Below are 25,762 nucleotides of genomic sequence, written 5' to 3' on the forward strand. Positions count from 1 at the left end.
GTCCTTAAAATTCGGTTTCAGTCAGCGCGAAGGCGTTAAACAGTGAAAGCATCTTGCAGCAGTTTTTCCTGCTGCTCGGCGTGCATCGACGCATAACCACAGGCAGGTGCAGCAGAAGCATCACGACCGGCGTACTCAAGGACCAGGGCCTTGTTGTGGTTGCCGATGCTGCGACGCAGATGATGCTGGCTGCTGTACCAGGCGCCCTGGTTCATCGGTTCTTCCTGACACCACACAACGTTCGTGAGGTTGGTGTAAGGCGCGATGATCTCCATGAGGTCATCTTCCGGGAACGGATAAAGCTGCTCGATACGCACGATGGCGATGTCTTCGCGGCCTTCGGCACGGCGCTTTTCCAGCAGATCGTAGTAGACCTTGCCGCTGCACAGGATCAGGCGAGTGACCTTGGCGGCGTCCAGCGTGTCGATCTCTGGAATCACGGTCTGGAACGAACCTTGGGCCAGATCTTCCAGGGTCGAAACGGCCAGTTTGTGACGCAACAGCGACTTCGGCGTGAGCACCACCAGCGGCTTGCGCAGCGGACGGATCACCTGGCGACGCAGCAAGTGGTAGATCTGGGCCGGGGTCGTCGGCACGCACACCTGGATGTTGTGCTCGGCGCACAGTTGCAGGTAACGCTCCAGACGGGCCGAGGAGTGCTCTGGCCCCTGACCTTCATAACCGTGTGGCAACAGCATGGTCAGACCGCACAGACGGCCCCACTTGTGCTCGCCGCTGGTGATGAACTGGTCGATCACCACTTGGGCACCGTTGGCGAAGTCGCCGAACTGGGCTTCCCAGATCACCAGCGCATTAGGCGTGGTGGTCGAGTAACCGTATTCGAACGCCAGTACGGCTTCTTCGGACAGGAACGAATCGTACAGGTCGAAACGTGGCTGGCCTTCGTACAGGTTCTGCAACGGGATGTAGGTGCCCGCGTCTTTCTGGTTGTGCAATACAGCATGACGGTGCGAGAACGTACCGCGGCCGATGTCCTGGCCGGTCATGCGGATCGGGTGACCTTCGAACGCCAGGGTCGCGTACGCCATGGTTTCGGCGTAACCCCAGTTGATCGGCAGGCCGCCGGCTTGCATCTTCTGACGGTCTTCGTAGATCTTCGCAACCTGGCGCTGTACGACGAAGCCTTCCGGAATTTCCAGCAGCTTGGCGGACAGTTCCTGCAACGTCTTCAAATCGAACGAGGTATCGTGACGTGCAGTCCAGGTGTGACCCAGGTAGGGGCGCCAGTCAACGAACAGCTCTTTGTTCGGCTCTTTGACCAGGCTTTTCACTACATGCAGGCCGTTGTCCAGCGCGTTGCGGTATTCGTCGACTTTCGCCTGAACACGCGCATCGTCAACCACGCCGGCCTTGGTCAGGCTTTCGGCGTACAGCTCACGGGTGGTGCGCTGCTTGGTGATCTGCTGGTACATCAACGGCTGGGTACCGCTTGGCTCGTCCGCTTCGTTGTGACCGCGACGGCGGTAGCAAACCAGGTCGATGACCACGTCACGCTTGAACTGCATGCGGTAGTCGACAGCCAGTTGGGTCACGAACAGCACGGCTTCCGGATCATCGCCATTCACATGGAGGATCGGCGCCTGGATCATCTTGGCAACGTCGGTGGCGTACTCGGTGGAGCGCGCATCCAACGGGTTGCTGATGGTGAAACCCACCTGGTTGTTGATGACGATGTGAACGGTACCGCCGGTCTTGAAGCCGCGGGTCTGCGACATCTGGAACGTTTCCAGGACCACGCCTTGACCGGCGAATGCCGCGTCACCGTGGATGGAAATCGGCAGCACTTTCTCACCGGTGGCGTCGTTACGACGATCCTGGCGAGCACGTACCGAACCCTCGACCACTGGCGAAACGATTTCCAGGTGGGAGGGGTTGAATGCCATGGCCAGGTGAACTTCACCGCCGGTGGTCATCACGTTGGACGAGAAGCCCTGGTGGTATTTAACGTCACCGGAACCCAGCTCGACCTTCTTCTTGCCTTCGAACTCGTCGAACAGCTCGCGCGGGTTCTTGCCGAAGGTGTTGACCAACACGTTCAGGCGACCACGGTGAGCCATGCCGATCACGATTTCCTTGGTGCCATAGGAACCGGAACGCTGGATCAGTTCGTCGAGCATCGGAATCAGGCTTTCGCCGCCTTCCAGGCCGAAACGCTTGGTGCCTGGGTATTTGGTGCCCAGGTATTTCTCGAGGCCTTCGGCCGCGGTCACGCGCTCCAGCAGGTGGCCGCGCACATCGGCGGACAATACCGGACGGCCACGCACGCCTTCCAGGCGGTGCTGGAACCAGTGGCGCTGCTCGGAATCGGTGATGTGCGTGAATTCAGCGCCGATGGTGCGGCAATATGTCTGCTGCAACGCTTCGTGAATTTCGCGTAGGCTCGCTTCCTCTTTGCCGATGAACAGGTCGCCGGCACGGAAGGTCGTATCAAGATCGGCATTGGTCAAGCCGTAATGATTGATCGACAGGTCTGCAGGTGCAGGACGCTGCCACAGCCCCAGCGGGTCAAGCTGGGCTGCCTGGTGGCCACGCATACGGTAGGCCTGGATCAGTCGCAGTACTTCAACTTGCTTCTTCTCATGCTCACTGCTCACGCTGCCGGCGGAAACCGGTTGGGCGCGGCGCTGGTTCTTTGCCAGCAGCACGAACTGATCGCGAATTGTTGCGTGCGATACATCGGTGGCAGCGTTGCCGTCTGAAGACAACGTCTGAAATTTGGTGCGCCATTCTTCTGGCACAGCGTTAGGGTCGTGCAGGTAGAGCTCATAAAGCTCTTCCACATAGGCAGCGTTACCACCTGAAAGATAGCCGCTGTTCCACATGCGCTGCATCACGCTTTCTTGCATGCTTGGTCACCCTCGATTTGGGGACACCACCGGCGAAAACACCGAGTTTGCTTGCAAAAGGCCAAGTGCAGCGACCAAAACAAGCCACTTAGGATCACGCTGATAGTTCGGGTACCAACCCGAATGCCCCTGCTTGTCTCATTTCTTCAAAATAAGAGCCGCGGCTTTGTAAGTCGCTGCTCAAGTTAAAACTACGGCGCCGGTTGAAGCCTGCGCCGTAGCATTTACGGGCACAACGGTCCTGCTTTTACTACAACGTCAGTTACACGCCGCTCTGCAGCAGCATGTTACGGATGTGACCAATGGCCTTAGTCGGGTTCAGGCCTTTAGGACATACGTTGACGCAGTTCATGATCCCGCGGCAGCGGAATACGCTGAACGGGTCATCCAGCGAAGCCAGACGCTCGGACGTCTTGGTATCACGGCTGTCTGCCAGGAAGCGGTAGGCTTGCAGCAGCGCAGCTGGACCCAGGAACTTGTCCGGGTTCCACCAGAAGGACGGGCAGGATGTCGAGCAGCAAGCGCACAGAATGCACTCGTACAGGCCATCGAGCTTTTCACGTTCTTCCGGGGACTGCAGACGCTCGATGGCCGGAGCCGGCGTGTCGTTCTGCAGGAACGGCTTAACTTTCTCGTATTGCTTGTAGAAGATGCTCATATCGACGACCAGGTCACGGATAACCGGCAAACCTGGCAGTGGACGAACGATCAGCTTGTTGCCTTTGACCACGGCGGACAGCGGCGTGATGCACGCCAGGCCGTTTTTGCCGTTGATGTTCATGCCGTCGGAACCGCACACACCTTCACGGCAAGAGCGACGATAGGAGAAACCTTCGTCCTGCTCTTTGATCAGTGCCAATACATCCAGCACCATCAGGTCTTTACCGCCGGTATCGACCTGGAATTCCTGCATGAACGGCGCAGCGTCCTGATCAGGGTTGTAGCGATAAACACTGACTTTCAACATGGCAGCCACCCTTAGTAAGTCCGAATCTTCGGTTCAAACGTCGGCACCGTCTTCGGCGAGAAGTTCACGGCACGCTTGGTTACGCGCTTGTCACCCGGGAAGTACAGGGTGTGGCACAACCAGTTTTCGTCGTCGCGATCTTCAAAGTCTTCACGAGCGTGAGCACCACGGGATTCTTTACGAACCTCGGCGGCGATCGCGGTCGCTTCAGCCACTTCCAGCAGGTTTTGCAGTTCAAGGGCTTCGATACGAGCGGTGTTGAACGCCTGGCTCTTATCGTTGATCTTGACGTTGGCGATACGCTTGCGCAGGTCAGCCAGCTGGGCAATACCCTTCTGCATGTATTCGCCGGTACGGAACACACCGAAGTAGTTCTGCATGCAGCTTTGCAGCTCGCGACGCAGGGTTGCTACGTCTTCGCCATCCGTACGCTCGTTCAGAGCGTTCAGGCGCGCCAGGGCAGCTTCGATGTTGGCGTCGGTGGCGTCATCGTATTCGATGCCGTCGGTCAGCGCCTTTTCCAGGTGCAGGCCGGCCGCGCGACCGAATACCACCAGGTCGAGCAGCGAGTTGCCGCCGAGGCGGTTGGCACCATGAACCGATACGCAAGCCACTTCACCTACCGCGAACAGACCATGAATGATCTCGTCTTCGCCTTCGGCGTTCTGGGTGATTGCCTGGCCATGAATGTTGGTCGGCACGCCGCCCATCATATAGTGGCAAGTTGGAACCACCGGAACCGGAGCAACTACCGGGTCAACGTGGGCAAAGGTCTTGGACAGCTCGCAGATACCAGGCAGACGGCTGTGCAGCACTTCTTCGCCCAGGTGATCGAGCTTGAGCAGTACGTGGTCGCCATTCGGGCCACAGCCGTTACCGGCGATGATCTCTTTAACCATCGAACGAGCTACAACGTCACGACCGGCCAAGTCTTTGGCGTTCGGAGCATAACGCTCCATGAAACGCTCGCCGTGCTTGTTGATCAGGTAACCACCTTCACCACGGCAACCTTCGGTCACCAGTACACCGGCGCCGGCGATGCCGGTCGGGTGGAACTGCCACATTTCGATGTCTTGTACCGGTACGCCAGCACGCAGAGCCATGCCGACGCCGTCCCCGGTGTTGATCAGGGCATTGGTGGTCGACGCATAGATACGACCTGCACCACCGGTCGCCAGAACAGTTGCCTTGGCGCGGATGTAGGTGGTTTCACCGGTTTCGATGCAGATGGCGATCACACCGACGAACTCGCCTTGCGCGTTCTTGACCAGGTCAACCGCGTAGTACTCGTTCAGGAACGTGGTACCGGCTTTCAGGTTGCCTTGGTAAAGGGTGTGCAGCAGCGCGTGACCGGTACGGTCGGACGCAGCGCAGGTACGGGCAGCCTGCCCGCCTTTACCGTAATCCTTGGACTGGCCGCCGAATGGACGCTGGTAGATACGGCCTTGCTCGGTACGGGAGAACGGCAGGCCCATGTGGTCCAGCTCGAACACCGCGGCCGGGCCTTCCTGACACATGTATTCGATAGCGTCCTGGTCACCGATATAGTCGGAACCCTTGACGGTATCGTACATGTGCCAGCGCCAGTCATCGTTCGGGTCGGCGGAGGCGATGGCGCAGGTGATGCCACCCTGGGCCGATACGGTGTGGGAACGCGTCGGGAACACCTTGGTGATCACGGCAGTCTTGTGACCGCCCTGGGCCAGCTGCAGCGCAGCGCGCATGCCAGCACCGCCGCCACCAATAATGATGGCGTCGAATGAAATAGTTGGAATGTTAGCCATGAATCAGATACCCCAAAGAATCTGCACACCCCAGACGAAGTAAGCGAACATCGCGACGCCGCATACTGCCTGGAAGAGGAAACGTACTGCAGTCGCGGACTTGCCCAGCGCCATCGGCGTCAGGTAGTCAGTCGCGATGGTCCACATGCCGACCCAGGCGTGAGCGCCCAGGGCTACAAGGGCCAGCAGACTGAAGATTCGCATCGCATTGTGGGAAAACAGGCCATGCCATTGCTCATAGCCGATGCCCGGGTTTGCGACGAGGTATCCGATCAGGAAAATGAAATAAGCCGCGAGAACGACCGCAGACACACGCTGTGCCATCCAGTCATAGAGGCCCGAACGCGACAGATTCGTTACGCTGGTTACCATATCCAAACTCCTGCCAGAACGATCAGCACCACGGAAATGGCGACGATGATTTTCGAGCCCAGGCGGCCGCCTTCCAGCGTCTCACCGATGCCCATGTCCATGATCAAGTGGCGCACACCGGCTACCAGGTGATACAGAAGAGAGGACAGGAGGCCCCATGCTACGAACTTGGCCAGCGGGCTGGTCAAGCATGCCTTCACCTCGGCGTATCCTTCCTCGGAACCCAGGGATTTGCTCAATGCATAAAGCATGATGCCCAAGCCCAGGAACAGGATGATGCCGGAAACACGGTGCAGGAACGACGTAACGCCGGTGATGGGGAGTTTGATGGTCCTTAGGTCTAGGTTTACAGGTCGTTGGCTATTCACGGCTTTTTTTCACACTGAAGAGCCCCTAACAATCAGGGCAAAGTTGTTGGGGAGTGCGACTGGTCAGGTAAGCACCACCCAGGGAGTGCGACCCCCAATGAAAGCAAGCCCAAAAGCCCTTGGCGGTCGGTGGCCGAGTATAGACAGTTAGGTTACTAATGACAACGCGCACACCTCACCCTAATAGCTGATTGCGCTGGCGGGATAAAAGGCGTAAATGGCAGGCAATTTCGACGAAAAAGTACGGTTAAAGCCTTCTGGCGCAAGACTTTAGGCAAATTGACATCTGGATTTATATCAATATAGTGGTGCGGGCCCTGCGTGGGGGGTCTGTCTGATGATTTGAAGCATAAATAGGAGGCCACATGGCTGACAAAAAAGCGCAGTTGATCATCGAGGGCGCAGCCCCCGTCGAGCTGCCCATTTTAACCGGCACCGTTGGTCCCGATGTTATCGACGTACGGGGCCTGACGGCCACGGGCCGTTTTACTTTCGACCCAGGTTTCATGTCGACCGCTTCCTGCGAGTCGAAGATCACCTATATCGATGGTGATAATGGCATTCTGCTTCATCGCGGCTACCCGATCGAGCAACTGGCTGAAAAGTCGGACTACCTGGAAACCTGCTACCTGCTGCTAAATGGCGAATTGCCAACAGCCGAGCAGAAAGCCCAGTTCGTCAGCACCGTGAAGAACCACACCATGGTGCACGAGCAGTTGAAGACCTTCTTCAACGGCTTCCGTCGCGACGCCCACCCGATGGCCGTCATGTGCGGTGTAGTAGGCGCCCTGTCGGCCTTCTATCACGACTCCCTGGACATCAATAACCCGCAGCATCGCGAAATTTCCGCGATCCGCCTGGTTGCCAAGATGCCTACCCTGGCCGCAATGGTTTACAAGTACTCCATGGGCCAACCCATGATGTACCCGCGCAACGACCTGACGTACGCGGAAAACTTCCTGCACATGATGTTCAACACCCCGTGCGAGATCAAACCGATCAGCCCGGTGCTCGCCAAGGCCATGGACCGGATCTTCATCCTCCACGCCGACCACGAGCAGAACGCTTCCACCTCTACCGTGCGCCTGGCGGGCTCTTCGGGTGCCAACCCGTTCGCCTGTATTGCCGCCGGCATCGCCGCACTGTGGGGCCCTGCCCACGGCGGTGCGAACGAAGCCGTATTGACCATGCTCGATGAAATCGGCGATGTGTCCAACATCGACAAATTCATCGCCAAGGCCAAGGACAAGAACGATCCGTTCAAGTTGATGGGCTTCGGTCACCGGGTCTACAAGAACCGCGACCCGCGCGCTACCGTCATGAAGCAGACCTGCGACGAAGTGCTGAAGGAACTGGGCATCAAGAACGATCCGCAACTCGAACTGGCCATGCGCCTGGAAGAGATCGCCCTGACCGACCCGTACTTCATCGAACGCTCGCTGTACCCGAACGTCGACTTCTACTCGGGGATCATCCTCAAGGCGATCGGCATTCCAACCAGCATGTTCACCGTGATCTTCGCCCTGGCGCGGACCGTGGGCTGGATCTCCCACTGGAAAGAAATGCTCTCCAGCCCGTACAAGATTGGCCGCCCGCGCCAGCTGTACACTGGCTACGAGTCGCGTGACATCACCAAGCTGGAAGATCGCAAGTAAGCACCTGATTGCTTGTTTGTACTGAGAACGGCCTCCCTTAGTGGAGGCCGTTTTTGTTTGTGTGGCCTGATCTACCGCCATCGCAGGCAAGCCAGCTCCCACAGTTGACCGGGTTCACACAGTCGGGCTTGCCCGCGAATCTACACAACTTTGGTGCGACGCTGACCCTGTGGCGAGGGAGCTTGCTCCCGTGACGGCCTTATAGCTGGCGCTTATCTACCTGACACACCACCATCCAAATGTGGGAGCTGGCTTGCCTGCGATAGCGACCTGCCAGCCGACACCTATTTACCTGACGCCCCACGACCCAACTGTGTGGGCTTGCTCGCGAAGGCGGCCTGGCGGTCAACACGGTTGGATTGTGTACATATCCATTCCTACGATAACGGCCGCTTAGGGTTCCGCCCTGACGGCGGCTCACTTTTGAAAAGCGCAAAAGTAAGCAAAACGCTCTTGCCCCACCACTCGGCACCTCGCTTAGGCTCGGTGTGCCCGTAATCCGCCAGTGATTTGGGGGGCCGCCGCCACGCGCCATCCATGGCGCGGGGCGGCTAAACCGGCATCCCTGCCGGTTTACCCCCCAAATCCCTGTCGAATTCCGGCCAGCGTGGTTTGACGGGGCGCCTAAGATCAAAAGCAGATCAAGATCAAGAGCGGCTCGCTTCGCATCGTGGTTAGCGTTGGCTGCTACCACCTACAAAATTGTGTAGATACCTATGCCGCGATGAGGCTAGCCCTGGCAAAAAAATACCCCAGCCTTACGACCGGGGTATCTCTTATACAACTGACAACTTAGTGATTAACCGCCCCGCTCGCCCCCAGGCCAGTCTGCGAACGCACAAACTGCGGGAAGTACAGCGCACGCTCTTTCTCTGCCGCCGCCGACTTGTCGGTGATGGAGAAGAACCAGATGCCGACGAACGCAATGATCATCGAGAACAGCGCCGGGTACTCGTACGGGAAGATCGCTTTTTCATGGTGCAGGATCGAGACCCAGATGGTCGGGCCGAGGATCATCAGGCCCACGGCGCTGATCAAGCCCAGCCAGCCGCCAATCATGGCGCCACGGGTGGTGAGGTTTTTCCAGTACATGGAAAGCAGCAGCACCGGGAAGTTACAGCTGGCAGCGATGGAGAACGCCAGGCCGACCATGAACGCAATGTTCTGGCTTTCGAACAGGATACCCAGGCCGATGGCCAATACACCCAAGGCTACGGTGGTGATCTTCGACACGCGAATCTCATCTTTCTCGTTGGCCTTGCCTTTCTTGATCACGCTGGCATACAGGTCATGGGACACCGCCGAAGCACCCGCCAGGGTCAAGCCGGCAACCACCGCCAGGATGGTGGCAAACGCCACGGCCGAGATGAAGCCCAGGAAGATACTGCCGCCAACCGCGTTGGCCAGGTGCACCGCCGCCATGTTGTTACCACCAAGCAAGGCGCCCGCTGCGTCCTTGAACGCCGGGTTGGTGCTGACCAACAGGATCGCGCCGAAGCCGATGATGAAGGTCAGGATATAGAAGTAGCCGATGAAGCCGGTTGCGTACAGCACGCTCTTACGCGCTTCCTTGGCGTCGCTCACCGTGAAGAAGCGCATCAGGATGTGCGGCAGGCCAGCGGTACCGAACATCAGTGCCAGGCCCAGGGAGAATGCCGAGATCGGGTCTTTCACCAGGCCGCCAGGGCTCATGATCGCTTCACCTTTGGGGTGAACCTTGATCGCCTCGGAGAACAGCATGTTGAAGTCGAAGTTGACGTGCTTCATCACCATCAGCGCCATGAACGAGGCACCGGACAGCAACAGTACCGCCTTGATGATCTGCACCCAGGTGGTCGCCAGCATGCCGCCGAACAGCACGTACAGGCACATCAGGATACCCACCAGGATTACTGCCACATGGTAATCAAGGCCAAACAGCAGCTGGATCAGCTTGCCGGCGCCGACCATCTGCGCGATCAGGTAGAACGCCACCACCACCAGCGAGCCACAGGCCGACAGGCTGCGGATCTGGGTTTGCCCCAGGCGATAGGACGCCACGTCGGCAAAGGTGTATTTGCCCAAGTTACGCAGGCGCTCGGCGATCAGGAACAGAATGATCGGCCAGCCCACCAGGAAGCCGATCGAGTAGATCAAGCCGTCGTAGCCGGAAGTGAACACCAGCGCGGAAATCCCCAGGAAGGACGCCGCCGACATGTAGTCACCGGCAATGGCCAGGCCGTTCTGGAAACCGGTGATCTTGCCGCCGGCCGCATAGTAGTCCGCCGCCGATTTGTTGCGCTTGGACGCCCAGTAGGTGATGCACAGGGTGGCGCCGACAAACGCGACGAACATCACAATGGCCGAGACGTTCAGCGGTTGCTTGTGCACTTCACCGGTCAATGCGTCCGCCGCCCAAACGGCCGGAGCCAACAGCGAAGCGCCGAATAGAGCCAATAGACGCCGGATCATTGCGCAGCCTCCTTGAGAATCGCATTGTTCAGGTCGTCAAATTCGCCGTTGGCCCGACGCACGTAGATGCCGGTGAGAATGAAGGCCGACACAATCAGCCCGACGCCCAGGGGAATGCCCCAGGTAATCGAGGAACCGGGGCTGATCTTGGCCCCCAGTACTTGTGGCCCGTAGGCAATCAACAGGATGAAAGCGGAGTAAAGCCCTAGCATGATCGCCGAGAGAATCCAGGCGAACCTTTCCCTTTTCCTGACCAGCTCCTTGAAACGCGGGCTGTTTTGAATCGAGAGGTAAATGCTGTCGTTCATTGTTTTTATCCTCGCAGCACAGCTTTTTATTATTTTGGAACGTATCCACTGTATGCGGCTGCGCAATGGGTTCCAGACGACCTTAGTAGTAGATCGAGCTTAGCGAGGATTTGAAAAAACTGTAGGAGCGAGCTTGCTCGCGAAAAACGTCAACGATAACGCGTTCATCCTGGATGATCGCGGTGCCGGTGCGTTCTTCGCGAGCAAGCTCGCTCCTACAGTTGGGGCGGGGTTATTTAGCGGTCCATTCGGCGACGCGCTCGGGGTGCTTGGCTACCCAGTCCTTGGCCGCGGCGTCCGGCTTGGCGCCTTCTTGAATCGCCAGCATGACTTCACCGATTTCATCCTTGGAGGCCCACTGGAATTTCTTCAGGAAGGCCGCGACTTCCGGCGCTTTCTTCTCCAGGCCCTTGCTGCCGATGCTGTTGACCGTTTCAGCAGCACCATAAATCCCTTTTGGGTCGTCCAGGAAACGCAGTTTCCACTTGGCGAACATCCAGTGCGGCACCCAACCGGTGACCGCAATCGACTCCTGCTTGTCTTCGGCGCGGGTCAGTTCGGCAATCATCGCCGCACCCGAGCTGGCTTGCAGTTTGTAGTCCAAGCCATATTGCTTGATGGCTTCGTCGGTCTTGAGCATTACGCCTGAACCGGCGTCGATGCCGACGATCTTGTTCTTGAAGGTGGTATCGGTCTTGAGGTCTTCGATGGACTTGGCCTTGACGTACTCCGGCACGATCAGGCCGATCTTGGCGTCCTTGAAGTTGGGGCCGTAGTCGACCACCTTGTCCTTGTTCTTGGTCCAGTATTCACCGTGGGTCACCGGGAGCCAGGCGGAGAGCATGGCATCGAGTTTGCCGGTGGCAACACCCTGCCACATGATCCCGGTGGCAACCGCTTGCAGTTTTACGTCATAGCCGAGCTTTTGCTTGATCACCTCTGCCGCCACATGAGTAGTGGCAACGCTGTCGGACCAGCCGTCCACGTAGCCGATGCTCAGGGTCTTGCTGTCGGCACTGGCCAGTGTGGAGCCCATCGCAACTACCAGAGTGGCAGCTGCGCCCAAGAGTCGTCGCATCTTCATAGTACTTCCCCGAAAGTGCTGCGCCCGACGGATGCCGAGCGACGTCAAACTGTTGTTATAGGGTGCACCGCGCCCCCTTCACGCGCATCGATCCGGTTGCTGAGGCATCAGTGGAGTACTGACAGTTTTATCTTCAACCTGCGTAGGCATTTGCCCTGCTCTGTCAGCGACCTTGGTTGAGCAAGAAACGACATCACATCGCCAGTAGGACGCTTTGTAGGCGTTATCGCCAGAATCCCGCCCGAAGTTTGCATGTCAAAATTATGCAGCCGCACTGGGCTGCGGCAAATCCGGGTAAGATGCGCGCCTTTGCTCCCCCAGATAAGCCGACCATGCCCGCAACTGCCCGCTTCCCTGCCCTGCCCTATTTCTTCGCCTTGATCCTCGGCGTGCTTGCCCTTGTCGGCTACTGGTACGGCCTCGGCCGGCCCGTGGTGTTGCCGGACGTCGCCAGCGCCAGCCATAAGTTGCAATGCGCGTCCTACACGCCGTTCGACAAAGACCAATCCCCATTCGACCAACCGTTCGCGCTGCGCCCCGAGCGCATGGACGCCGACCTGGCGCTGCTCGCCACGCGTTTTGAATGCATTCGCACCTATTCCATGACCGGCCTGGAAGCCCTGCCGGACATGGCGCGCAAGCATGGGTTGAAGGTGATGGCCGGGGCCTGGGTCAGCAGTGACCCCGTGGCGACTCAAAAAGAGATCAACGAGTTGATCGCGGCGGCCAACGCCAGCCCGGACGTGGTGACCTCGGTGATCGTCGGCAACGAAGCCCTGCTGCGCAAGGAAGTCACTGCCAAGCAGCTGGTGGCGCTGATCCATCAGGTTAAAAGCCAGATCAAGCAGCCCGTCACCTATGCCGATGTCTGGGAATTCTGGCTGCAACACCCAGAAATCGAGCCGGCGGTGGACTTCCTCACCATTCACCTGCTGCCGTATTGGGAAGATGACCCGTCCGGCATCGACCAGGCGCTCAAGCACGTGGGCGATGTGCGCCAGACCTTCGGCCATAAATTTGCACCCAAGGACATCGTGATCGGTGAAACCGGCTGGCCTAGCGAGGGCCGCCAGCGCGAAACCGCCGTGCCCAGCCGGGTCAATGAAGCCAGGTTCATGCGCGGCTTCGTGGCCATGGCCGAAGCCAATGGCTGGCGATACAACCTGATCGAAGCCTTTGACCAGCCATGGAAGCGCGCCAGTGAAGGGGCTGTGGGCGGTTACTGGGGGCTGTTCGATGCAGACCGCCAAGACAAAGGCGTTCTCGCAGGTCCTGTGACCAATGTGCCGTACTGGCCGCTGTGGCTGGGCGTCGGCGGGCTCATCCTGCTTGGCACCCTGGTGCTCGGCGGCCGCGTTCGCAGCACGCGCTCTGCATTAATACTGCCGTTGCTCGGTGCCGTGGCAGCGTGCTCCATCGGCAGTTGGGCCGAACTGACCCGCGTTACCGCACGCTTCAGCGATGAATGGGTATGGGCAGGCTTGCTGGTGGTGTTGAACCTGCTGGTGCTGGCCCATGCCGCCCTGGCCCTCAGCGCCCGCGAGGGCTGGCGTGAGCGAGGGTTACACTGGCTGGAGCAGCGCGCCGGCTGGCTGGTGGCAATCGCCGGGTTTGCCGGTGCCGTGATGATGCTGGCGCTGGTGTTTGACCCGCGCTATCGCAGCTTCCCAAGCGCAGCGCTGGTGCTGCCGGCCCTGGTGTACCTGGTACGCCCGGTAACCGGGCCGCGTCGGGAGATTGCGTTGCTGGCCTTTATCATCGGTGCCGGCATTGCGCCGCAGTTGTACCGTGAAGGGCTGTTGAACCAGCAGGCCTGGGGTTGGGCAGTGGTCAGCGTGCTGATGGTTGCGGCTTTGTGGCGTTGCTTGCGGGTGCGCAAGGTTTAACCCAATCGCCTGTAGGAGCGAGCTTGCTCGCGAAAAACACCAAGATAACGCGGGGCATCAGGTACCCCGCGTTATCGTTAACGACCCTCGCGAGCAAGCTCGCTCCTACAAGGCGCCGCGCGACTTCCTGACCAACCGCAACCCCGCAATCACCACTGCAAACACCGCAAACGTCGTGTTGTACAACGCCAGCGCCGGCAACCCGAACACCAACCCCACTACCGCCAACGCCCACCCCGCACGCCCCGGTACAAAAAAGCCCAGCACCGAGGTGATCAACGCCGCCCACCCCAGCAGCTTGAAATGAATCATCAAACCCAAATTCGAACGCACCTGGCATTCCCAGCGGCTGGCCTCATCCGCGCAGATGCCAACCCATTGCCCATCCTCCATGAAGCCATAGCGTGCGGCATAACTGGCGGCCAGCCATAACGGCAGGGCAATAAGCAGCAGGATCAACGGCAAACGACGGGACATAGGGCACTCCGATAGGCAAAAACGGCGCCCAGCTTAATCCCACGGCGGCCGTTAGCAAGGTGTTCGCACAGATATCTGTTCAACAAAGCATGGCAAAGTGTATCGTCTCGCTACTATTACCCCGATTCCGACGTTTTTTCCGACTTTTCGTGCCGAGTGCTGGCACTTCGGTGACAAGGCGGTGGTCATAGCCTGCGAACTTCATTCAGCCCGTTCCTCTTAGGGATTAAGTCATGCTCCGTTCCTTGCGCTGTGCTGCCTTGCTGGGCAGCCTATTTTTGAGTGCGTCAGCACTGGCCGTCGATATCGACCAAGCCAGCTATGGCTACCCTTTGACCAACCCGTTCGAAGCGACCATCGCCACCACACCTCCCGATCTGCGGCCAACCCTGCCAACGGATGACGAGATCACCCAGTCCGACTACACCCTGACGATGCGCCCCGAGCGCGAGTTCAGCCTGCCAGACAATTTCTGGGCGGTGAAGAAACTCACCTACCGCATTGCCAAGCAGGACCGTGCTGCGCCGTTGATCTTCCTCATCGCCGGCACCGGTGCACGCTTTGACAGCAGCATCAACGAATACCTGAAAAAGCTGTATTACCAGGCCGGCTACCATGTGGTGCAGCTGTCCTCGCCGACCAGCTTCGACTTCATCAGCGCCGCTTCGCGCTTCGCCACCCCGGGCATCACCCAGGAAGACGCCGAAGACATGTACCGCGTGATGCAAGCCGTACGCGCGCAGAACGCCTCGTTGCCCGTGACCGACTTCTACCTCACCGGCTACAGCCTGGGCGCCCTGGATGCGGCGTTTGTCAGCAAGCTGGATGAGACCCGCCGCAGCTTCAATTTCAAGAAAGTGCTGCTGCTCAACCCGCCGGTCAACCTCTACACCTCGATCACCAACCTCGACAAGCTGGTACAGACCGAGGTCAAGGGCATCAACAACAGCACCACTTTCTATGAGTTGGTGCTGAGCAAACTGACGCGTTACTTCCAGCAAAAAGGCTACATCGACCTCAACGATGCCCTGCTTTATGACTTCCAGCAGTCCAAGCAGCACCTGACCAACGAACAGATGGCCATGCTGATCGGCACCTCGTTCCGCTTCTCGGCCGCCGACATTGCCTTTACCTCGGACTTGATCAACCGCCGTGGCCTGATCATTCCGCCCAAGTACCCGATCACCGAAGGCACCAGCCTCACGCCGTTCCTCAAGCGTGCCCTGCAGTGTGACTTCGACTGCTACCTTACCGAACAAGTGATCCCGATGTGGCGCGCGCGTTCCGATGGCGGCAGCCTGCTGCAACTGATCGACCAGGTCAGCCTGTACGCCCTCAAGGACTACCTGCGTGACAGCCCGAAAATCGCCGTGATGCATAACGCCGACGATGTGATCCTCGGCCCTGGCGACCTGGGTTTCCTGCGTAAAACCTTCGGCGATCGCTTGACCGTCTACCCGCTGGGCGGCCACTGCGGCAACCTTAATTACCGCGTCAACGCCGACGCCATGCTGGAGTTCTTCCGTGGCTAAATATCTTCTGCTGCTCGCCGCACTGATGTGCGCAGGCGTGGCCAATGCCGACAACAGCAAGGCCCAGGAACCCGTCAAGGTCGATGCCGACGGCTTCAAGGAGCCGCTGACCAAGCTCAAGTTCAACCCAGGCTTGGACCAGCGTGAGTTCGAACGCTCCACGCTCACCGCGCTCAACGTCTACGACCCACTGGAGTCGTGGAACCGCCGCGTGTACCACTTCAACTATCGCTTCGACCAGTGGGTGTTCCTGCCGGTCGTAAACGGTTACCGCTACGTCACGCCGAGCTTCCTGCGCACCGGCGTGAGCAACTTCTTCAACAACCTGGGCGATGTGCCTAACCTGATGAACAGCTTGTTGCAGCTCAAGGGCCACCGCTCGCTGGAAACCACCGGGCGCCTGCTGGTCAACACCACCATTGGCATCGCGGGCCTGTGGGACCCGGCCACCGCCATGGGCCTGCCGCGCCAGAGCGAAGACTTCGGCCAGACCCTGGGCTTCTACGGTGTACCGGGGGGTGCTTACCTGATGCTGCCGATCTTCGGCCCGTCGAACCTGCGTGATACCGGCGGCCTGCTGGTGGACTACAGCGCCGAATCGCAGATCAACTTCCTCAACGTGTCCGAAGTCAGCTCCAACCATCCGGAAGTCTGGGCCCTGCGCGCCGTCGACAAGCGCTACCAGACCAGCTTCCGCTACGGCCAGATGAACTCGCCGTTTGAGTATGAGAAGGTGCGGTATATCTACACCGAATCGCGCAAGTTGCAGATTGCCGAGTAAACCGCAGCGATAAAAAAAGGCCATTCGATTGAATGGCCTTTTTTGTGCCTGCGGTTTCACCCTCGCAGTGCTTTCCAACCTTTACCTGCCACGCTGACCACTGCCAGGACGACAGCGCCGGCAATGATCCCCGCCACCGCATTGAGCAGCGTCGGCATCAGCCACGCGAACGCGCCAGTGCTTTGGCTCACGGTTTCGATCCAGTGATGCACCACGGGCACGCCATGGGTAAGGATGCCGCCACCGACCATGAACATCGCCGCCGTGCCGATCACTGACAGGCTCTTCATCATGTAGGGTGCCGCACTCAAGATAGCGCCGCCAATACTGCGCGCCACCTGGCCCGGCTTCTGCGTCAGCCACAGCCCCAGGTCATCGAGCTTGACGATACCGGCCACCAATCCATATACGCCGATGGTCATAACAATGGCGATACCCGACAGCACGATCACCTGCTGCGTGAGCTGCGCGTCGGCGACGATGCCGAGGGTGATAGCGATGATCTCGGCGGAGAGAATGAAGTCGGTGCGGATCGCGCCCTTGATCTTGTCTTTTTCGAAAGCCACCAGATCGGTTGCTGGATCGGCTACCGCCTCAGTCAATTGTGCGTGTTCGGCCTGGTCTTCAGCCTTGCTGTGCAGGAACTTGTGAGCGAGTTTTTCGAAGCCCTCGAAACACAAATAGGCACCGCCGAGCATCAATAACGGTATCACCGCCCAGGGGGCAAAGGCGCTGATCAACAGGGCCGTCGGCACCAGGATCAGCTTGTTGATAAACGAGCCCTTGGCCACCGCCCACACCACGGGAATTTCCCGCTCGGCGCGCACGCCGGAGACCTGCTGGGCGTTCAGTGCAAGGTCATCGCCCAGCACGCCCGATGTCTTCTTGGCGGCCATTTTTGTCATCAGCGCAACGTCATCGAGTACCGCGGCGATATCGTCGATCAACACCAATAAGCTGCTTCCTGCCATGAACCGGACTTCCGTTAGAGAGAGATGGCGCGAGCATAACGCGGCGCAAGGCCTTGCGGGCAGATTGTTGAGGCCTGCGGATGGCCGGTGCTACCATGCGCAACCGCCTGTCATGGCAAGGAAACGTCTGGTTTATGAGCAGCATTCGCGAGCGCAACAAAGAAAAAATCCTGCGGGCGGCGAGCGAGGAGTTTGCCGACAAGGGCTTCGCCGCGACCAAAACCAGCGACATCGCCGCCAAGGCCGGGCTGCCCAAGCCCAATGTCTATTACTACTTCAAATCCAAGGACAACCTCTACCGCGAGGTGCTCGAAAGCATCATCGAGCCGATCCTGGCCGCCTCCACGCCGTTCAACCCCGAAGGCGAGCCCAAGGAAGTATTGAGCAACTACATCCGCTCCAAAATCCGCATCTCCCGCGACCTGCCGTTCGCCTCCAAGGTGTTCGCCAGCGAAATCATGCACGGCGCCCCACACCTGAGCGCCGACCAGGTTGAACAGCTCAATGCCCAGGCCAAGCACAATATCGACTGCATCCAGAGCTGGGTTGACCGTGGCCTGATCGCAGCGATTGACCCCAACCACCTGATGTTCAGCATCTGGGCAGCCACCCAGACCTATGCCGATTTCGACTGGCAGATCTCGGCAGTGACCGGCAAGGCCAAGCTGGATGAAGCCGATTATGAGGCGGCGGCGCAGACGATTATTCGGTTGGTACTCAAGGGGTGTGAGCCGGACTGATAGACCGCGGCGCCTGTAAAATTCGCGAGCAAGCCCGCTCCCACAGGTAGGTGCAAAGCCAGACACACATTGTATAAACCGCACAAATCTCCCTGTGGGAGCGGGCTTGCTCGCGAAAACGCCCTCCCAGACACATCCTGCCAAAAGTCCACAGATCAGCCTCAGCCGCCAAGGTCGCCTCTGGCAGCCGGGTTTTCATGATCATGCCGTGCGTCGAGAGGAAAGCCTTGAGGCGATTGCGCGTTACATCGTAGCCAATCCACTCAGGGCCGGGTTGGTAAAGAAGGTTGGTGACTATCCGCTGTGGGATGCCATTTGGGTTTGACTGTAGACCGAGTCGACTGCATCGCAGGCAAGCCAGCTCCCACACTGATTGGATTCATACAGTTGGATTTGTGAACACCGTCAATGTGGGAGCTGGCTTGCCTGCGATGGCTTACTCACAGTCAGAACAAATCAAGCCGACACCCCCGCATCCGCCATCAACCCCACCCCTTCTATCGCGGTGATCGCGCACTGCTCGTCAATATCGGACGTGTCCCCGCTGATCCCAATTGCGCCCAACACCACGCCGCTCTGATCCCGAATCAAAACACCACCCGGCGCCGGAACGACGCTGCCCTGCCCCAGGCTGTTCAACGCCGCGATAAACGCCGGGCGCTGTTGGGCGTCCAGTGCCAGCAAACGCGAGCCCTTGCCCAGGGCGATGGCGCCCCAGGCCTTGCCGATGGCGATTTGCGGGCGTAGCAGGCTGGCGCCGTCTTCGCGTTGCAGGGTGACCAGGTGGCCACCGCTGTCGAGCACCGCGATGGTCAGGGGCGCAGCCGAAATAGTGCGGCCTGCGGTGAGGGCCTGGGTGGCCAGTTGGGTGGCGAGTTTCAAGGTTAAAGCGCTCATAGGTGCCGTCCTTATCTTGTTATGGGTAAAGCGGTGAGGTCTGTTTGATCAGATGCTCGATCACACAAATAGAACACAATGACATTTGTTTTTGTATACAATATTTTCCAACAAAGGCTCCATACGTCGAAAAAAGCGCTTCCGACGAACGCCAAGGTCAGTTTACGAAAGGCATTGACCAACGCAGCTCGGCGTGAATACACTTTGGACAGACACCACTTGTATACAATTACAAAACGCAAGAGGCACCAAAACCATGAGCAAAATGAGAGCAATCGAAGCCGCCGTTCTGGTGATGCGCCGTGAAGGTGTGGATACCGCCTTCGGTATCCCAGGCGCCGCGATCAACCCGCTGTATTCGGCCTTGCAGAAGGTGGGTGGCATCGATCACGTCCTTGCTCGCCACGTTGAAGGCGCCTCGCACATGGCCGAGGGCTACACCCGCACCAAGGCCGGCAATATCGGCGTGTGCATCGGCACTTCCGGCCCGGCGGGCACCGACATGGTCACCGGCTTGTACAGCGCCTCGGCCGACTCCATCCCGATCCTGTGCATCACCGGCCAAGCCCCTCGCGCCCGGATGCACAAGGAAGACTTCCAGGCCGTGGACATCACCAGCATCGTCAAGCCGGTGACCAAGTGGGCAACCACGGTGCTGGAACCCGGCCAAGTGCCTTACGCGTTCCAGAAAGCCTTCTATGAAATGCGCTCCGGCCGCCCTGGCCCGGTGCTGATCGACCTGCCGTTCGACGTACAGATGGCCGAGATCGAATTCGACATCGACGCCTACCAGCCGCTGCCCCTGGCCAAGCCGCTGGCGACCCGCGTGCAGGTAGAAAAAGCCCTGGCCCTGCTCGATGCAGCCGAACGCCCCTTGCTGGTAAGCGGTGGCGGCGTGATCAACGCCGACGCCAGCGAGCTGCTGGTGGAGTTCGCTGAGTTGACTGGCATCCCGGTGATCCCGACCCTGATGGGCTGGGGCACGATTCCGGACGATCACCCGCTGATGGTGGGCATGGTCGGTCTGCAAACCTCGCACCGCTACGGCAACGCGACGATGCTCAAGTCGGACGTGGTGCTGGGCATCGGTAACCGCTGGGCCAACCGTCACACCGGTTCGGTCGAGGTGTACACCGAAGGCCGTAAATTCATTCATGTCGACATCGAGCCGACCCAGATTGGCCGCGTATTCACGCCAGACCTGGGCATCGTTTCCGACGCTGGCTCCGCGCTGACAATGTTCATTGAAGTGGCCCGCGAGTGGAAAGCCGCCGGCAAGCTCAAGGACCGCAGTGCCTGGTTGCATGACTGCCAACAGCGCAAGGCCACCCTGCACCGCAAGACTCACTTCGACAACGTGCCGGTCAAGCCGCAGCGCGTATACGAAGAGATGAACCAGGTGTTCGGCAAAGACACTTGCTACGTCAGCACCATCGGCCTGTCGCAGATTGCCGGCGCGCAATTTTTGCATGTGTACAAGCCACGTCACTGGATCAACTGTGGCCAGGCCGGCCCATTGGGCTGGACCATTCCGGCAGCGCTGGGCGTGGTCAAGGCCGACCCGAGCCGCAAAGTAGTGGCCTTGTCGGGCGACTATGACTTCCAGTTCATGATCGAAGAACTGGCGGTGGGCGCGCAGTTCAAGCTGCCCTACATCCACGTGGTGGTGAACAACTCTTACCTGGGCCTGATCCGCCAGGCCCAGCGCGGATTCGAAATGGACTACTGCGTGCAGCTGTCCTTCGACAACCTCAACGCCCCGGAACTCAACGGCTACGGCGTCGACCATGTGGCGGTTGCCGAGGGCCTGGGTTGCAAGGCCCTGCGTGTGTTCGAGCCGGGCCAGATCCAACCGGCCTTGCGCCGCGCCCAAGAGATGATCGAAGAATTCAAGGTGCCAGTGATCGTTGAGATTATTCTGGAACGGGTGACCAATATTTCCATGGGCACCGAGATCAACGCCGTCAATGAATTCGAAGACCTGGCCCTGGTCGGCAACGATGCGCCGACTGCCATTTCCCTGCTCGATTAAGGAGAACCCTATGCCGCGCTTTGCTGCCAACCTGTCCATGCTGTTTACCGAACAGGATTTCCTTGCCCGCTTCAAAGCGGCTGCCGATGCCGGTTTCCAGGGCGTGGAGTACCTGTTCCCGTATGAATTCAGCTCTGCCGACATCAAGGCGCAGCTGGACGCCAACGGCCTGACCCAGGTGCTGTTCAACCTGCCAGCCGGTGACTGGGCCAAGGGCGAGCGCGGCCTGGCGTGCCACCCGGACCGGATCGAGGAGTTCCGTGCCGGGGTCAAGCTGGCCATCGCCTATGCCCAGGTATTGGGCAACACCCAGGTCAACTGCCTGGCGGGTATCCGGCCACAAGGCGTTGATGACGAGACCGTAGAAAAGACCTTCGTCGCCAACCTCAAGTACGCCGCCGAGAAGCTGCAGGCGGCGGGTATCAAGCTGGTGATGGAGATGATCAACACCCGCGACATTCCGGGCTTCTACCTCAACAACACGGCGCAGGCCCTGTCGATTCGCGAGCAAGTGGGCAGCGCCAACCTGTTCCTGCAATACGACATCTACCACATGCAAATCATGGAAGGTGACCTGGCGCGGACCATGGCGACGCACCTGGGCGAGATCAACCACATCCAGCTGGCGGACAACCCAGGACGCAACGAGCCAGGCACCGGTGAGATCAACTACCGCTTCCTGTTCGAGCATCTGGACCGCATTGGTTACGCGGGGTGGGTCGGCTGTGAGTACAAGCCGTTGACCACTACCGAGGCGGGTTTGGGTTGGCTCAAGACCCATAACGCCATCTGACCACTGACACCACACAAAACAATGTGGGAGCTGGCTTGCCTGCTCCCACATTAAAAGAGGATTTTGATCATGGCTAAAATCGGATTTATCGGCACCGGCATCATGGGCCAACCCATGGCCGCCAACCTGCAGAAAGCAGGTCATCAACTGTTTCTCTCCGAACATCACGGCAAGGCACCGGCTGAACTGATCAGCGCCGGCGCCGTGGCCCTGGCCAACCCGCAACAAGTGGCCCAGGAAGCCGAGTTCATCATCGTCATGGTGCCCGACACCCCACAAGTCGATGACGTGCTGTTCCGCGCCGACGGCGTGGCTGCGGGCCTGTCACCGAACAAGGTGGTGATCGACATGAGTTCGATCTCCCCGACTGCCACCAAGGCGTTCGCCGCCAAGGTCAACCAGGCCGGCGCGCAGTACCTGGACGCCCCGGTGTCCGGTGGTGAAGTCGGCGCCAAGGCCGGCACCTTGAGTATCATGGTCGGCGGCGAACCGCAGACTTTTGAACGTGCGCTGCCGCTGTTCCAGAGCATGGGCAAGAACATCACCCTGGTGGGCGGCAATGGCGATGGCCAGACCGCCAAGGTGGCCAACCAGATCATCGTTGCGCTGAACATCCAGGCGGTGGCCGAAGCGTTGTTGTTCGCCGCCAAAAACGGCGCCGACCCAGCCAAAGTGCGTGAAGCGCTGATGGGTGGCTTTGCATCGTCCAAGATCCTGGAAGTGCACGGCGAGCGCATGATCAAGGGCACCTTCGACCCGGGTTTCCGCATCAACCTGCACCAGAAGGACCTGAACCTGGCATTGGCCGGCGCCAAGGAACTGGGGATCAACCTGCCGAACACCGCCGGCACCCAGCAAGTGTTCAGCACCTGCACCGCAATTGGCGGCGGCAACTGGGACCACTCGGCACTGATCAAGGGCCTGGAGCATATGGCGAACTTCTCGATTCGCGATAAATAACGGAAATACGCAATACCCCCCTGTAGGAGCGAGCTTGCTCGCGAAAAACCTGAGAGCACCACTGGCTCCCTGGTTACCCGCGTTATCGTTGACGATTTTCGCGAGCAAGCTCGCTCCTACAAATAATAAGAATCCCCGGGAGCCCGCTTATGTCGGTCGATCCGCAACACCTGCTTCGCGAGCTGTTTGCCACAGCCATCGACGCCGCCCACCCCCGGCAAGTCCTCGAACCCTACCTGCCTGCCGACCGCAGTGGCCGTGTGATCGTGATCGGCGCCGGCAAGGCCGCGGCCGCCATGGCGCTGGTTGTCGAAGACTGCTGGCAGGGCGAAGTTTCGGGCCTGGTAGTTACCCGTTACGGCCACGGCGCGCCGTGCAAAAAAATCGAAGTGGTCGAAGCCGCCCACCCGGTTCCCGATGCAGCCGGCCTGGCCGTGGCCCAGCGCGTGCTGGAACTGATCAGCCATCTGGGTGAAGACGACCGCGTGATCTTCCTGCTCTCCGGCGGTGGCTCGGCATTACTCGCCCTGCCCGCCGAGGGCATCACTCTGGCCGACAAGCAAACCATCAACAAAGCCCTGCTTAAATCCGGCGCCACCATTGGCGAGATGAATTGCGTGCGCAAGCACCTCTCGGCCATCAAGGGCGGGCGCTTGGCCAAGGCCGCGTGGCCGGCCACGGTGTACACCTACGCGATCTCCGACGTGCCGGGTGACCAGGCCACGGTGATTGCCTCGGGCCCGACAGTCGGTGACCCGAGTACCTCGCAACAGGCCCTGGCGATCCTCAAGCGTTACCAGATCGACGCCCCTGCTTCGGTGCGCAGTTGGTTGCAGAACCCGGCCTCGGAAACCGTCAAGCCCGGTGACCCGGTGCTTGCCCGCAGCCACTTCCAATTGATCGCCCGCCCGCAGCAATCGCTTGAAGCAGTGGCAGTAAAAGTGCGCCAGGCCGGTTTCAGCCCGCTGATCCTCGGAGATCTGGAAGGCGAAGCCCGCGATGTGGCCAAGGTACACGCCGGCATCGCCCGGCAGATCGTGCAGCACGGCCAGCCACTGGCGGCGCCGTGCGTGATTCTTTCGGGGGGCGAAACCACCGTCACCGTACGCGGCGACGGCCGTGGCGGGCGTAATGCGGAATTCCTCTTGAGCCTTACCGACAGCCTCAAGGGCCTGCCCGGCGTGTACGCCCTGGCCGGCGATACCGATGGCATCGACGGTTCGGAAGACAACGCCGGCGCGATCATGACCCCCTGCAGCTACCGCCGTGCCGAAGCCCTGGGCCTGTCGGCCAGCGATGAGCTGGACAACAACAACGGCTACGGCTATTTCGCCGCCCTGGGCGACTTGATCATCACCGAGCCGACGCGCACCAACGTCAACGACTTTCGCGCCATCCTGATCCTTGAGACTGCCAACCATGACGCCTGACAAGAAGGTCAAAATCCTCGCCACCCTGGGCCCGGCCACCGACGGTATCGACGACATCCTTGAGCTGGTGGAGGCCGGGGTAAATATCTTCCGCCTCAACTTCAGCCACGGCGACCACGCCGACCATGCCCAGCGCTACCAGTGGATTCGCCAGGTCGAGCGCCAGCTCAACTACCCGCTCGGCATCCTCATGGACCTGCAAGGGCCGAAGCTGCGGGTGGGACGCTTTGCCGAAGGCAAGGTGCAGCTCGTACGCGGCCAGGCCCTGCGCCTGGACTTGGATGAAACTCCGGGCGACCAACGTCGGGTCAACCTGCCCCACCCGGAAATCATCGCGGCCCTGGAGCCGGGCATGGACCTGCTGCTCGACGACGGCAAGCTGCGCCTGCGCGTGATCACCAAGCATGCCGATGCCATTGACACCACCGTGCTCAATGGCGGCGAACTGTCTGACCGCAAAGGTGTGAACGTCCCGCAAGCGCTGTTGGAACTGAGCCCCCTCACCGCCAAGGACCGCCGCGACCTGAGCTTCGGCCTGGAGCTGGGTGTGGACTGGGTGGCGCTGTCGTTTGTGCAACGCCCGGAAGACATCCGTGAAGCCCGCGAGCTGATTGGCGATAAGGCGTTTTTGATGGCCAAGATCGAAAAGCCTTCGGCGGTGCAACGGCTGCGCGAAATCGCCGAATTGAGCGACGCGATCATGGTGGCCCGAGGTGATTTGGGCGTGGAAGTGCCGGCCGAGAGCGTGCCGCAGATCCAGAAAGACATCATCAGCACCTGCCGCCAACTGGGTAAGCCGGTGGTGGTGGCCACGCAGATGCTCGAATCCATGCGCTTCTCGCCGGCACCTACCCGCGCCGAAGTCACCGATGTCGCCAACGCGGTGGCTGAAGGTGCCGACGCGGTGATGCTGTCAGCCGAAACCGCTTCGGGCGAGTACCCACTGGAAGCGGTGCAGATGATGAGCAAGATCATCCGCCAGGTGGAAAACGGCCCGGACTACCAGGCCCAGTTGGACGTCAGCCGGCCCAAGGCGGATGCCACGGTGTCGGACGCCATCAGCTGTGCGATCCGCCGTATCAGCAGCATTCTGCCGGTGGCGGTGCTGGTGAATTACAGCGAGTCCGGCAGTTCCAGCTTGCGCGCGGCGCGGGAACGGCCGGTGGCGCCGATCCTCAACCTCACGCCCAACCTATCCACGGCGCGACGCCTGAGCGTGGCGTGGGGCGTGCACTCGGTGGTCAATGATCGGCTGCGCCAGGTAGATGAGGTGTGTTCCACCGCGCTGGAAATTGCCCAGGCCCAGGGCATGGCGCAGCGTGGCGATACCTTGGTGATTACCGCGGGGGTGCCGTTCGGGCAGCCGGGGTCGACCAATTCGCTGCGTATCGAAACCCTACTGTAGGA

Annotated in this window: 21 protein-coding genes and 1 pseudogene; 11 read left to right on the forward strand and 11 right to left on the reverse strand. The window is 59.8% G+C overall.

From position 1 onward, the window contains the following. Window positions 1–35: 35 nt before the first annotated feature. The 5 genes from CRN80_RS28135 to sdhC form a co-directional block, all read right to left on the reverse strand. The gene (locus CRN80_RS28135; RefSeq protein WP_032892637.1) at window positions 36–2,867 is read right to left on the reverse strand and encodes a 2-oxoglutarate dehydrogenase E1 component; all 2,832 of its coding nucleotides are present in this window, start codon (window positions 2,865–2,867) and stop codon (window positions 36–38) included. 262 nt (window positions 2,868–3,129) lie between these two features. Further along, window positions 3,130–3,834, reverse strand: a complete 705-nt coding sequence (locus CRN80_RS28140) for a succinate dehydrogenase iron-sulfur subunit (RefSeq protein WP_003172807.1) — start codon at window positions 3,832–3,834, stop codon at window positions 3,130–3,132. Window positions 3,835–3,845: 11 nt separating this feature from the next. Further along, window positions 3,846–5,618 carry a succinate dehydrogenase flavoprotein subunit gene (gene sdhA / locus CRN80_RS28145; protein WP_010211741.1) on the reverse strand — a complete coding sequence of 591 codons (1,773 nt, stop codon included), beginning with the start codon at window positions 5,616–5,618 and terminating at the stop codon, window positions 3,846–3,848. Between the two features lie 3 nt (window positions 5,619–5,621). Then, window positions 5,622–5,990: a succinate dehydrogenase, hydrophobic membrane anchor protein gene (sdhD, locus tag CRN80_RS28150; protein WP_003172805.1), complete on the reverse strand. Its 369-nt coding sequence runs from the start codon at window positions 5,988–5,990 to the stop codon at window positions 5,622–5,624. Then, entirely contained in the window at window positions 5,984–6,358 is a 375-nt protein-coding gene (gene sdhC / locus CRN80_RS28155) for a succinate dehydrogenase, cytochrome b556 subunit (RefSeq protein WP_014717729.1), read from the reverse strand. Before sdhC ends, sdhD begins: the two co-directional genes overlap by 7 nt. Before the next feature lie 365 nt (window positions 6,359–6,723). Between sdhC and gltA the strand changes: the two genes are divergently transcribed. Beyond that, window positions 6,724–8,013, forward strand: coding sequence for a citrate synthase (gene gltA, locus CRN80_RS28160; protein ID WP_003172803.1), 1,290 nt, complete (start codon window positions 6,724–6,726; stop codon window positions 8,011–8,013). 792 nt (window positions 8,014–8,805) lie between these two features. Here gltA and CRN80_RS28165 read toward each other — a convergent pair. The 3 genes from CRN80_RS28165 to CRN80_RS28175 form a co-directional block, all read right to left on the reverse strand. After that, a complete protein-coding gene (locus CRN80_RS28165; protein WP_032892639.1) occupies window positions 8,806–10,464 on the reverse strand; it encodes a cation acetate symporter in 1,659 nt (552 codons plus the stop codon). Beyond that, on the reverse strand, window positions 10,461–10,772 hold the full coding sequence (locus tag CRN80_RS28170) for a DUF485 domain-containing protein (protein ID WP_003190001.1): 312 nt from the start codon (window positions 10,770–10,772) through the stop codon (window positions 10,461–10,463). Before CRN80_RS28170 ends, CRN80_RS28165 begins: the two co-directional genes overlap by 4 nt. Window positions 10,773–11,004: 232 nt before the next feature. Further along, window positions 11,005–11,856, reverse strand: a complete 852-nt coding sequence (locus tag CRN80_RS28175; protein WP_003233255.1) for a glycine betaine ABC transporter substrate-binding protein — start codon at window positions 11,854–11,856, stop codon at window positions 11,005–11,007. A gap of 332 nt (window positions 11,857–12,188) precedes the next feature. On the opposite strand from CRN80_RS28175, the gene CRN80_RS28180 reads away from it, so the two are divergent. Further along, the gene (locus tag CRN80_RS28180) at window positions 12,189–13,742 is read left to right on the forward strand and encodes a glycosyl hydrolase family 17 protein (RefSeq protein ID WP_098952247.1); all 1,554 of its coding nucleotides are present in this window, start codon (window positions 12,189–12,191) and stop codon (window positions 13,740–13,742) included. A gap of 105 nt (window positions 13,743–13,847) precedes the next feature. On the opposite strand, the gene CRN80_RS28190 is transcribed toward CRN80_RS28180, so the two are convergent. Then, complete coding sequence (locus CRN80_RS28190) at window positions 13,848–14,219, reverse strand: hypothetical protein (protein WP_098952248.1); 372 nt, start codon at window positions 14,217–14,219, stop codon at window positions 13,848–13,850. A gap of 233 nt (window positions 14,220–14,452) precedes the next feature. On the opposite strand from CRN80_RS28190, the gene CRN80_RS28195 reads away from it, so the two are divergent. Both CRN80_RS28195 and CRN80_RS28200 read left to right on the forward strand, forming a co-directional pair. Further along, the gene (locus CRN80_RS28195; protein WP_032892643.1) at window positions 14,453–15,751 is read left to right on the forward strand and encodes a serine/threonine protein kinase; all 1,299 of its coding nucleotides are present in this window, start codon (window positions 14,453–14,455) and stop codon (window positions 15,749–15,751) included. Beyond that, window positions 15,744–16,532: a VacJ family lipoprotein gene (locus CRN80_RS28200; protein WP_003189993.1), complete on the forward strand. Its 789-nt coding sequence runs from the start codon at window positions 15,744–15,746 to the stop codon at window positions 16,530–16,532. The genes CRN80_RS28195 and CRN80_RS28200 overlap by 8 nt, the downstream gene beginning before the upstream one ends. Window positions 16,533–16,588: 56 nt before the next feature. Here CRN80_RS28200 and CRN80_RS28205 read toward each other — a convergent pair whose 3' ends face one another. Next, a complete protein-coding gene (locus tag CRN80_RS28205; RefSeq protein WP_098952250.1) occupies window positions 16,589–17,503 on the reverse strand; it encodes a DUF808 domain-containing protein in 915 nt (304 codons plus the stop codon). Window positions 17,504–17,637: 134 nt separating this feature from the next. Here CRN80_RS28205 and CRN80_RS28210 point away from each other — a divergent pair, with 134 nt between their 5' ends. Continuing rightward, a complete protein-coding gene (locus tag CRN80_RS28210) occupies window positions 17,638–18,243 on the forward strand; it encodes a TetR/AcrR family transcriptional regulator (protein WP_032897537.1) in 606 nt (201 codons plus the stop codon). A 166-nt stretch (window positions 18,244–18,409) separates the two neighbouring features. Then, window positions 18,410–18,568 (forward strand): annotated as a pseudogene (locus tag CRN80_RS31900) (transposase); the annotation flags it as partial. Between the two features lie 131 nt (window positions 18,569–18,699). Here CRN80_RS31900 and CRN80_RS28220 read toward each other — a convergent pair. Further along, the gene (locus CRN80_RS28220) at window positions 18,700–19,140 is read right to left on the reverse strand and encodes a heme-binding protein (RefSeq protein WP_073521695.1); all 441 of its coding nucleotides are present in this window, start codon (window positions 19,138–19,140) and stop codon (window positions 18,700–18,702) included. Between the two features lie 256 nt (window positions 19,141–19,396). On the opposite strand from CRN80_RS28220, the gene gcl reads away from it, so the two are divergent. From gcl to pyk, 5 genes are all read left to right on the forward strand, one after another. After that, window positions 19,397–21,172 carry a glyoxylate carboligase gene (gene gcl, locus CRN80_RS28225; RefSeq protein WP_003189987.1) on the forward strand — a complete coding sequence of 592 codons (1,776 nt, stop codon included), beginning with the start codon at window positions 19,397–19,399 and terminating at the stop codon, window positions 21,170–21,172. A 10-nt stretch (window positions 21,173–21,182) separates the two neighbouring features. Then, on the forward strand, window positions 21,183–21,965 hold the full coding sequence (gene hyi, locus CRN80_RS28230; RefSeq protein WP_032892650.1) for a hydroxypyruvate isomerase: 783 nt from the start codon (window positions 21,183–21,185) through the stop codon (window positions 21,963–21,965). Between the two features lie 69 nt (window positions 21,966–22,034). After that, window positions 22,035–22,925 (forward strand): 2-hydroxy-3-oxopropionate reductase, encoded by an 891-nt coding sequence (locus CRN80_RS28235; RefSeq protein WP_032892651.1) that lies wholly within the window; start codon window positions 22,035–22,037, stop codon window positions 22,923–22,925. 149 nt (window positions 22,926–23,074) lie between these two features. Then, window positions 23,075–24,355 carry a glycerate kinase gene (locus tag CRN80_RS28245; RefSeq protein ID WP_032892653.1) on the forward strand — a complete coding sequence of 427 codons (1,281 nt, stop codon included), beginning with the start codon at window positions 23,075–23,077 and terminating at the stop codon, window positions 24,353–24,355. Next, the gene (gene pyk, locus CRN80_RS28250; RefSeq protein ID WP_032892655.1) at window positions 24,345–25,760 is read left to right on the forward strand and encodes a pyruvate kinase; all 1,416 of its coding nucleotides are present in this window, start codon (window positions 24,345–24,347) and stop codon (window positions 25,758–25,760) included. Before CRN80_RS28245 ends, pyk begins: the two co-directional genes overlap by 11 nt. The last annotated feature ends 2 nt before the right edge of the window (window positions 25,761–25,762 follow it).

The organism is Pseudomonas sp. FDAARGOS_380, from assembly GCF_002591235.1.
GTDB classification, from domain to species: Bacteria; Pseudomonadota; Gammaproteobacteria; order Pseudomonadales; family Pseudomonadaceae; genus Aquipseudomonas; species Aquipseudomonas salmasensis.

Bases quoted from the DNA above. Each gene is read 5' to 3' on its own strand.
- CRN80_RS28140 (WP_003172807.1), bottom strand. From the start codon at position 3,834: ATGTTGAAAGTCAGTGTTTATCGCTACAACCCTGATCAGGACGCTGCG.
- CRN80_RS28205 (WP_098952250.1), bottom strand. From the start codon at position 17,503: ATGGCAGGAAGCAGCTTATTGGTGTTGATCGACGATATCGCCGCGGTA.
- CRN80_RS28170 (WP_003190001.1), bottom strand. From the start codon at position 10,772: ATGAACGACAGCATTTACCTCTCGATTCAAAACAGCCCGCGTTTCAAG.
- hyi (WP_032892650.1), top strand. From the start codon at position 21,183: ATGCCGCGCTTTGCTGCCAACCTGTCCATGCTGTTTACCGAACAGGAT.
- gcl (WP_003189987.1), top strand. From the start codon at position 19,397: ATGAGCAAAATGAGAGCAATCGAAGCCGCCGTTCTGGTGATGCGCCGT.
- CRN80_RS28210 (WP_032897537.1), top strand. From the start codon at position 17,638: ATGAGCAGCATTCGCGAGCGCAACAAAGAAAAAATCCTGCGGGCGGCG.
- CRN80_RS28135 (WP_032892637.1), bottom strand. From the start codon at position 2,867: ATGCAAGAAAGCGTGATGCAGCGCATGTGGAACAGCGGCTATCTTTCA.
- CRN80_RS28190 (WP_098952248.1), bottom strand. From the start codon at position 14,219: ATGTCCCGTCGTTTGCCGTTGATCCTGCTGCTTATTGCCCTGCCGTTA.
- sdhA (WP_010211741.1), bottom strand. From the start codon at position 5,618: ATGGCTAACATTCCAACTATTTCATTCGACGCCATCATTATTGGTGGC.
- CRN80_RS28195 (WP_032892643.1), top strand. From the start codon at position 14,453: ATGCTCCGTTCCTTGCGCTGTGCTGCCTTGCTGGGCAGCCTATTTTTG.
- CRN80_RS28235 (WP_032892651.1), top strand. From the start codon at position 22,035: ATGGCTAAAATCGGATTTATCGGCACCGGCATCATGGGCCAACCCATG.
- CRN80_RS28220 (WP_073521695.1), bottom strand. From the start codon at position 19,140: ATGAGCGCTTTAACCTTGAAACTCGCCACCCAACTGGCCACCCAGGCC.
- CRN80_RS28245 (WP_032892653.1), top strand. From the start codon at position 23,075: ATGTCGGTCGATCCGCAACACCTGCTTCGCGAGCTGTTTGCCACAGCC.
- CRN80_RS28175 (WP_003233255.1), bottom strand. From the start codon at position 11,856: ATGAAGATGCGACGACTCTTGGGCGCAGCTGCCACTCTGGTAGTTGCG.
- gltA (WP_003172803.1), top strand. From the start codon at position 6,724: ATGGCTGACAAAAAAGCGCAGTTGATCATCGAGGGCGCAGCCCCCGTC.
- CRN80_RS28180 (WP_098952247.1), top strand. From the start codon at position 12,189: ATGCCCGCAACTGCCCGCTTCCCTGCCCTGCCCTATTTCTTCGCCTTG.
- CRN80_RS28165 (WP_032892639.1), bottom strand. From the start codon at position 10,464: ATGATCCGGCGTCTATTGGCTCTATTCGGCGCTTCGCTGTTGGCTCCG.
- pyk (WP_032892655.1), top strand. From the start codon at position 24,345: ATGACGCCTGACAAGAAGGTCAAAATCCTCGCCACCCTGGGCCCGGCC.
- sdhD (WP_003172805.1), bottom strand. From the start codon at position 5,990: ATGGTAACCAGCGTAACGAATCTGTCGCGTTCGGGCCTCTATGACTGG.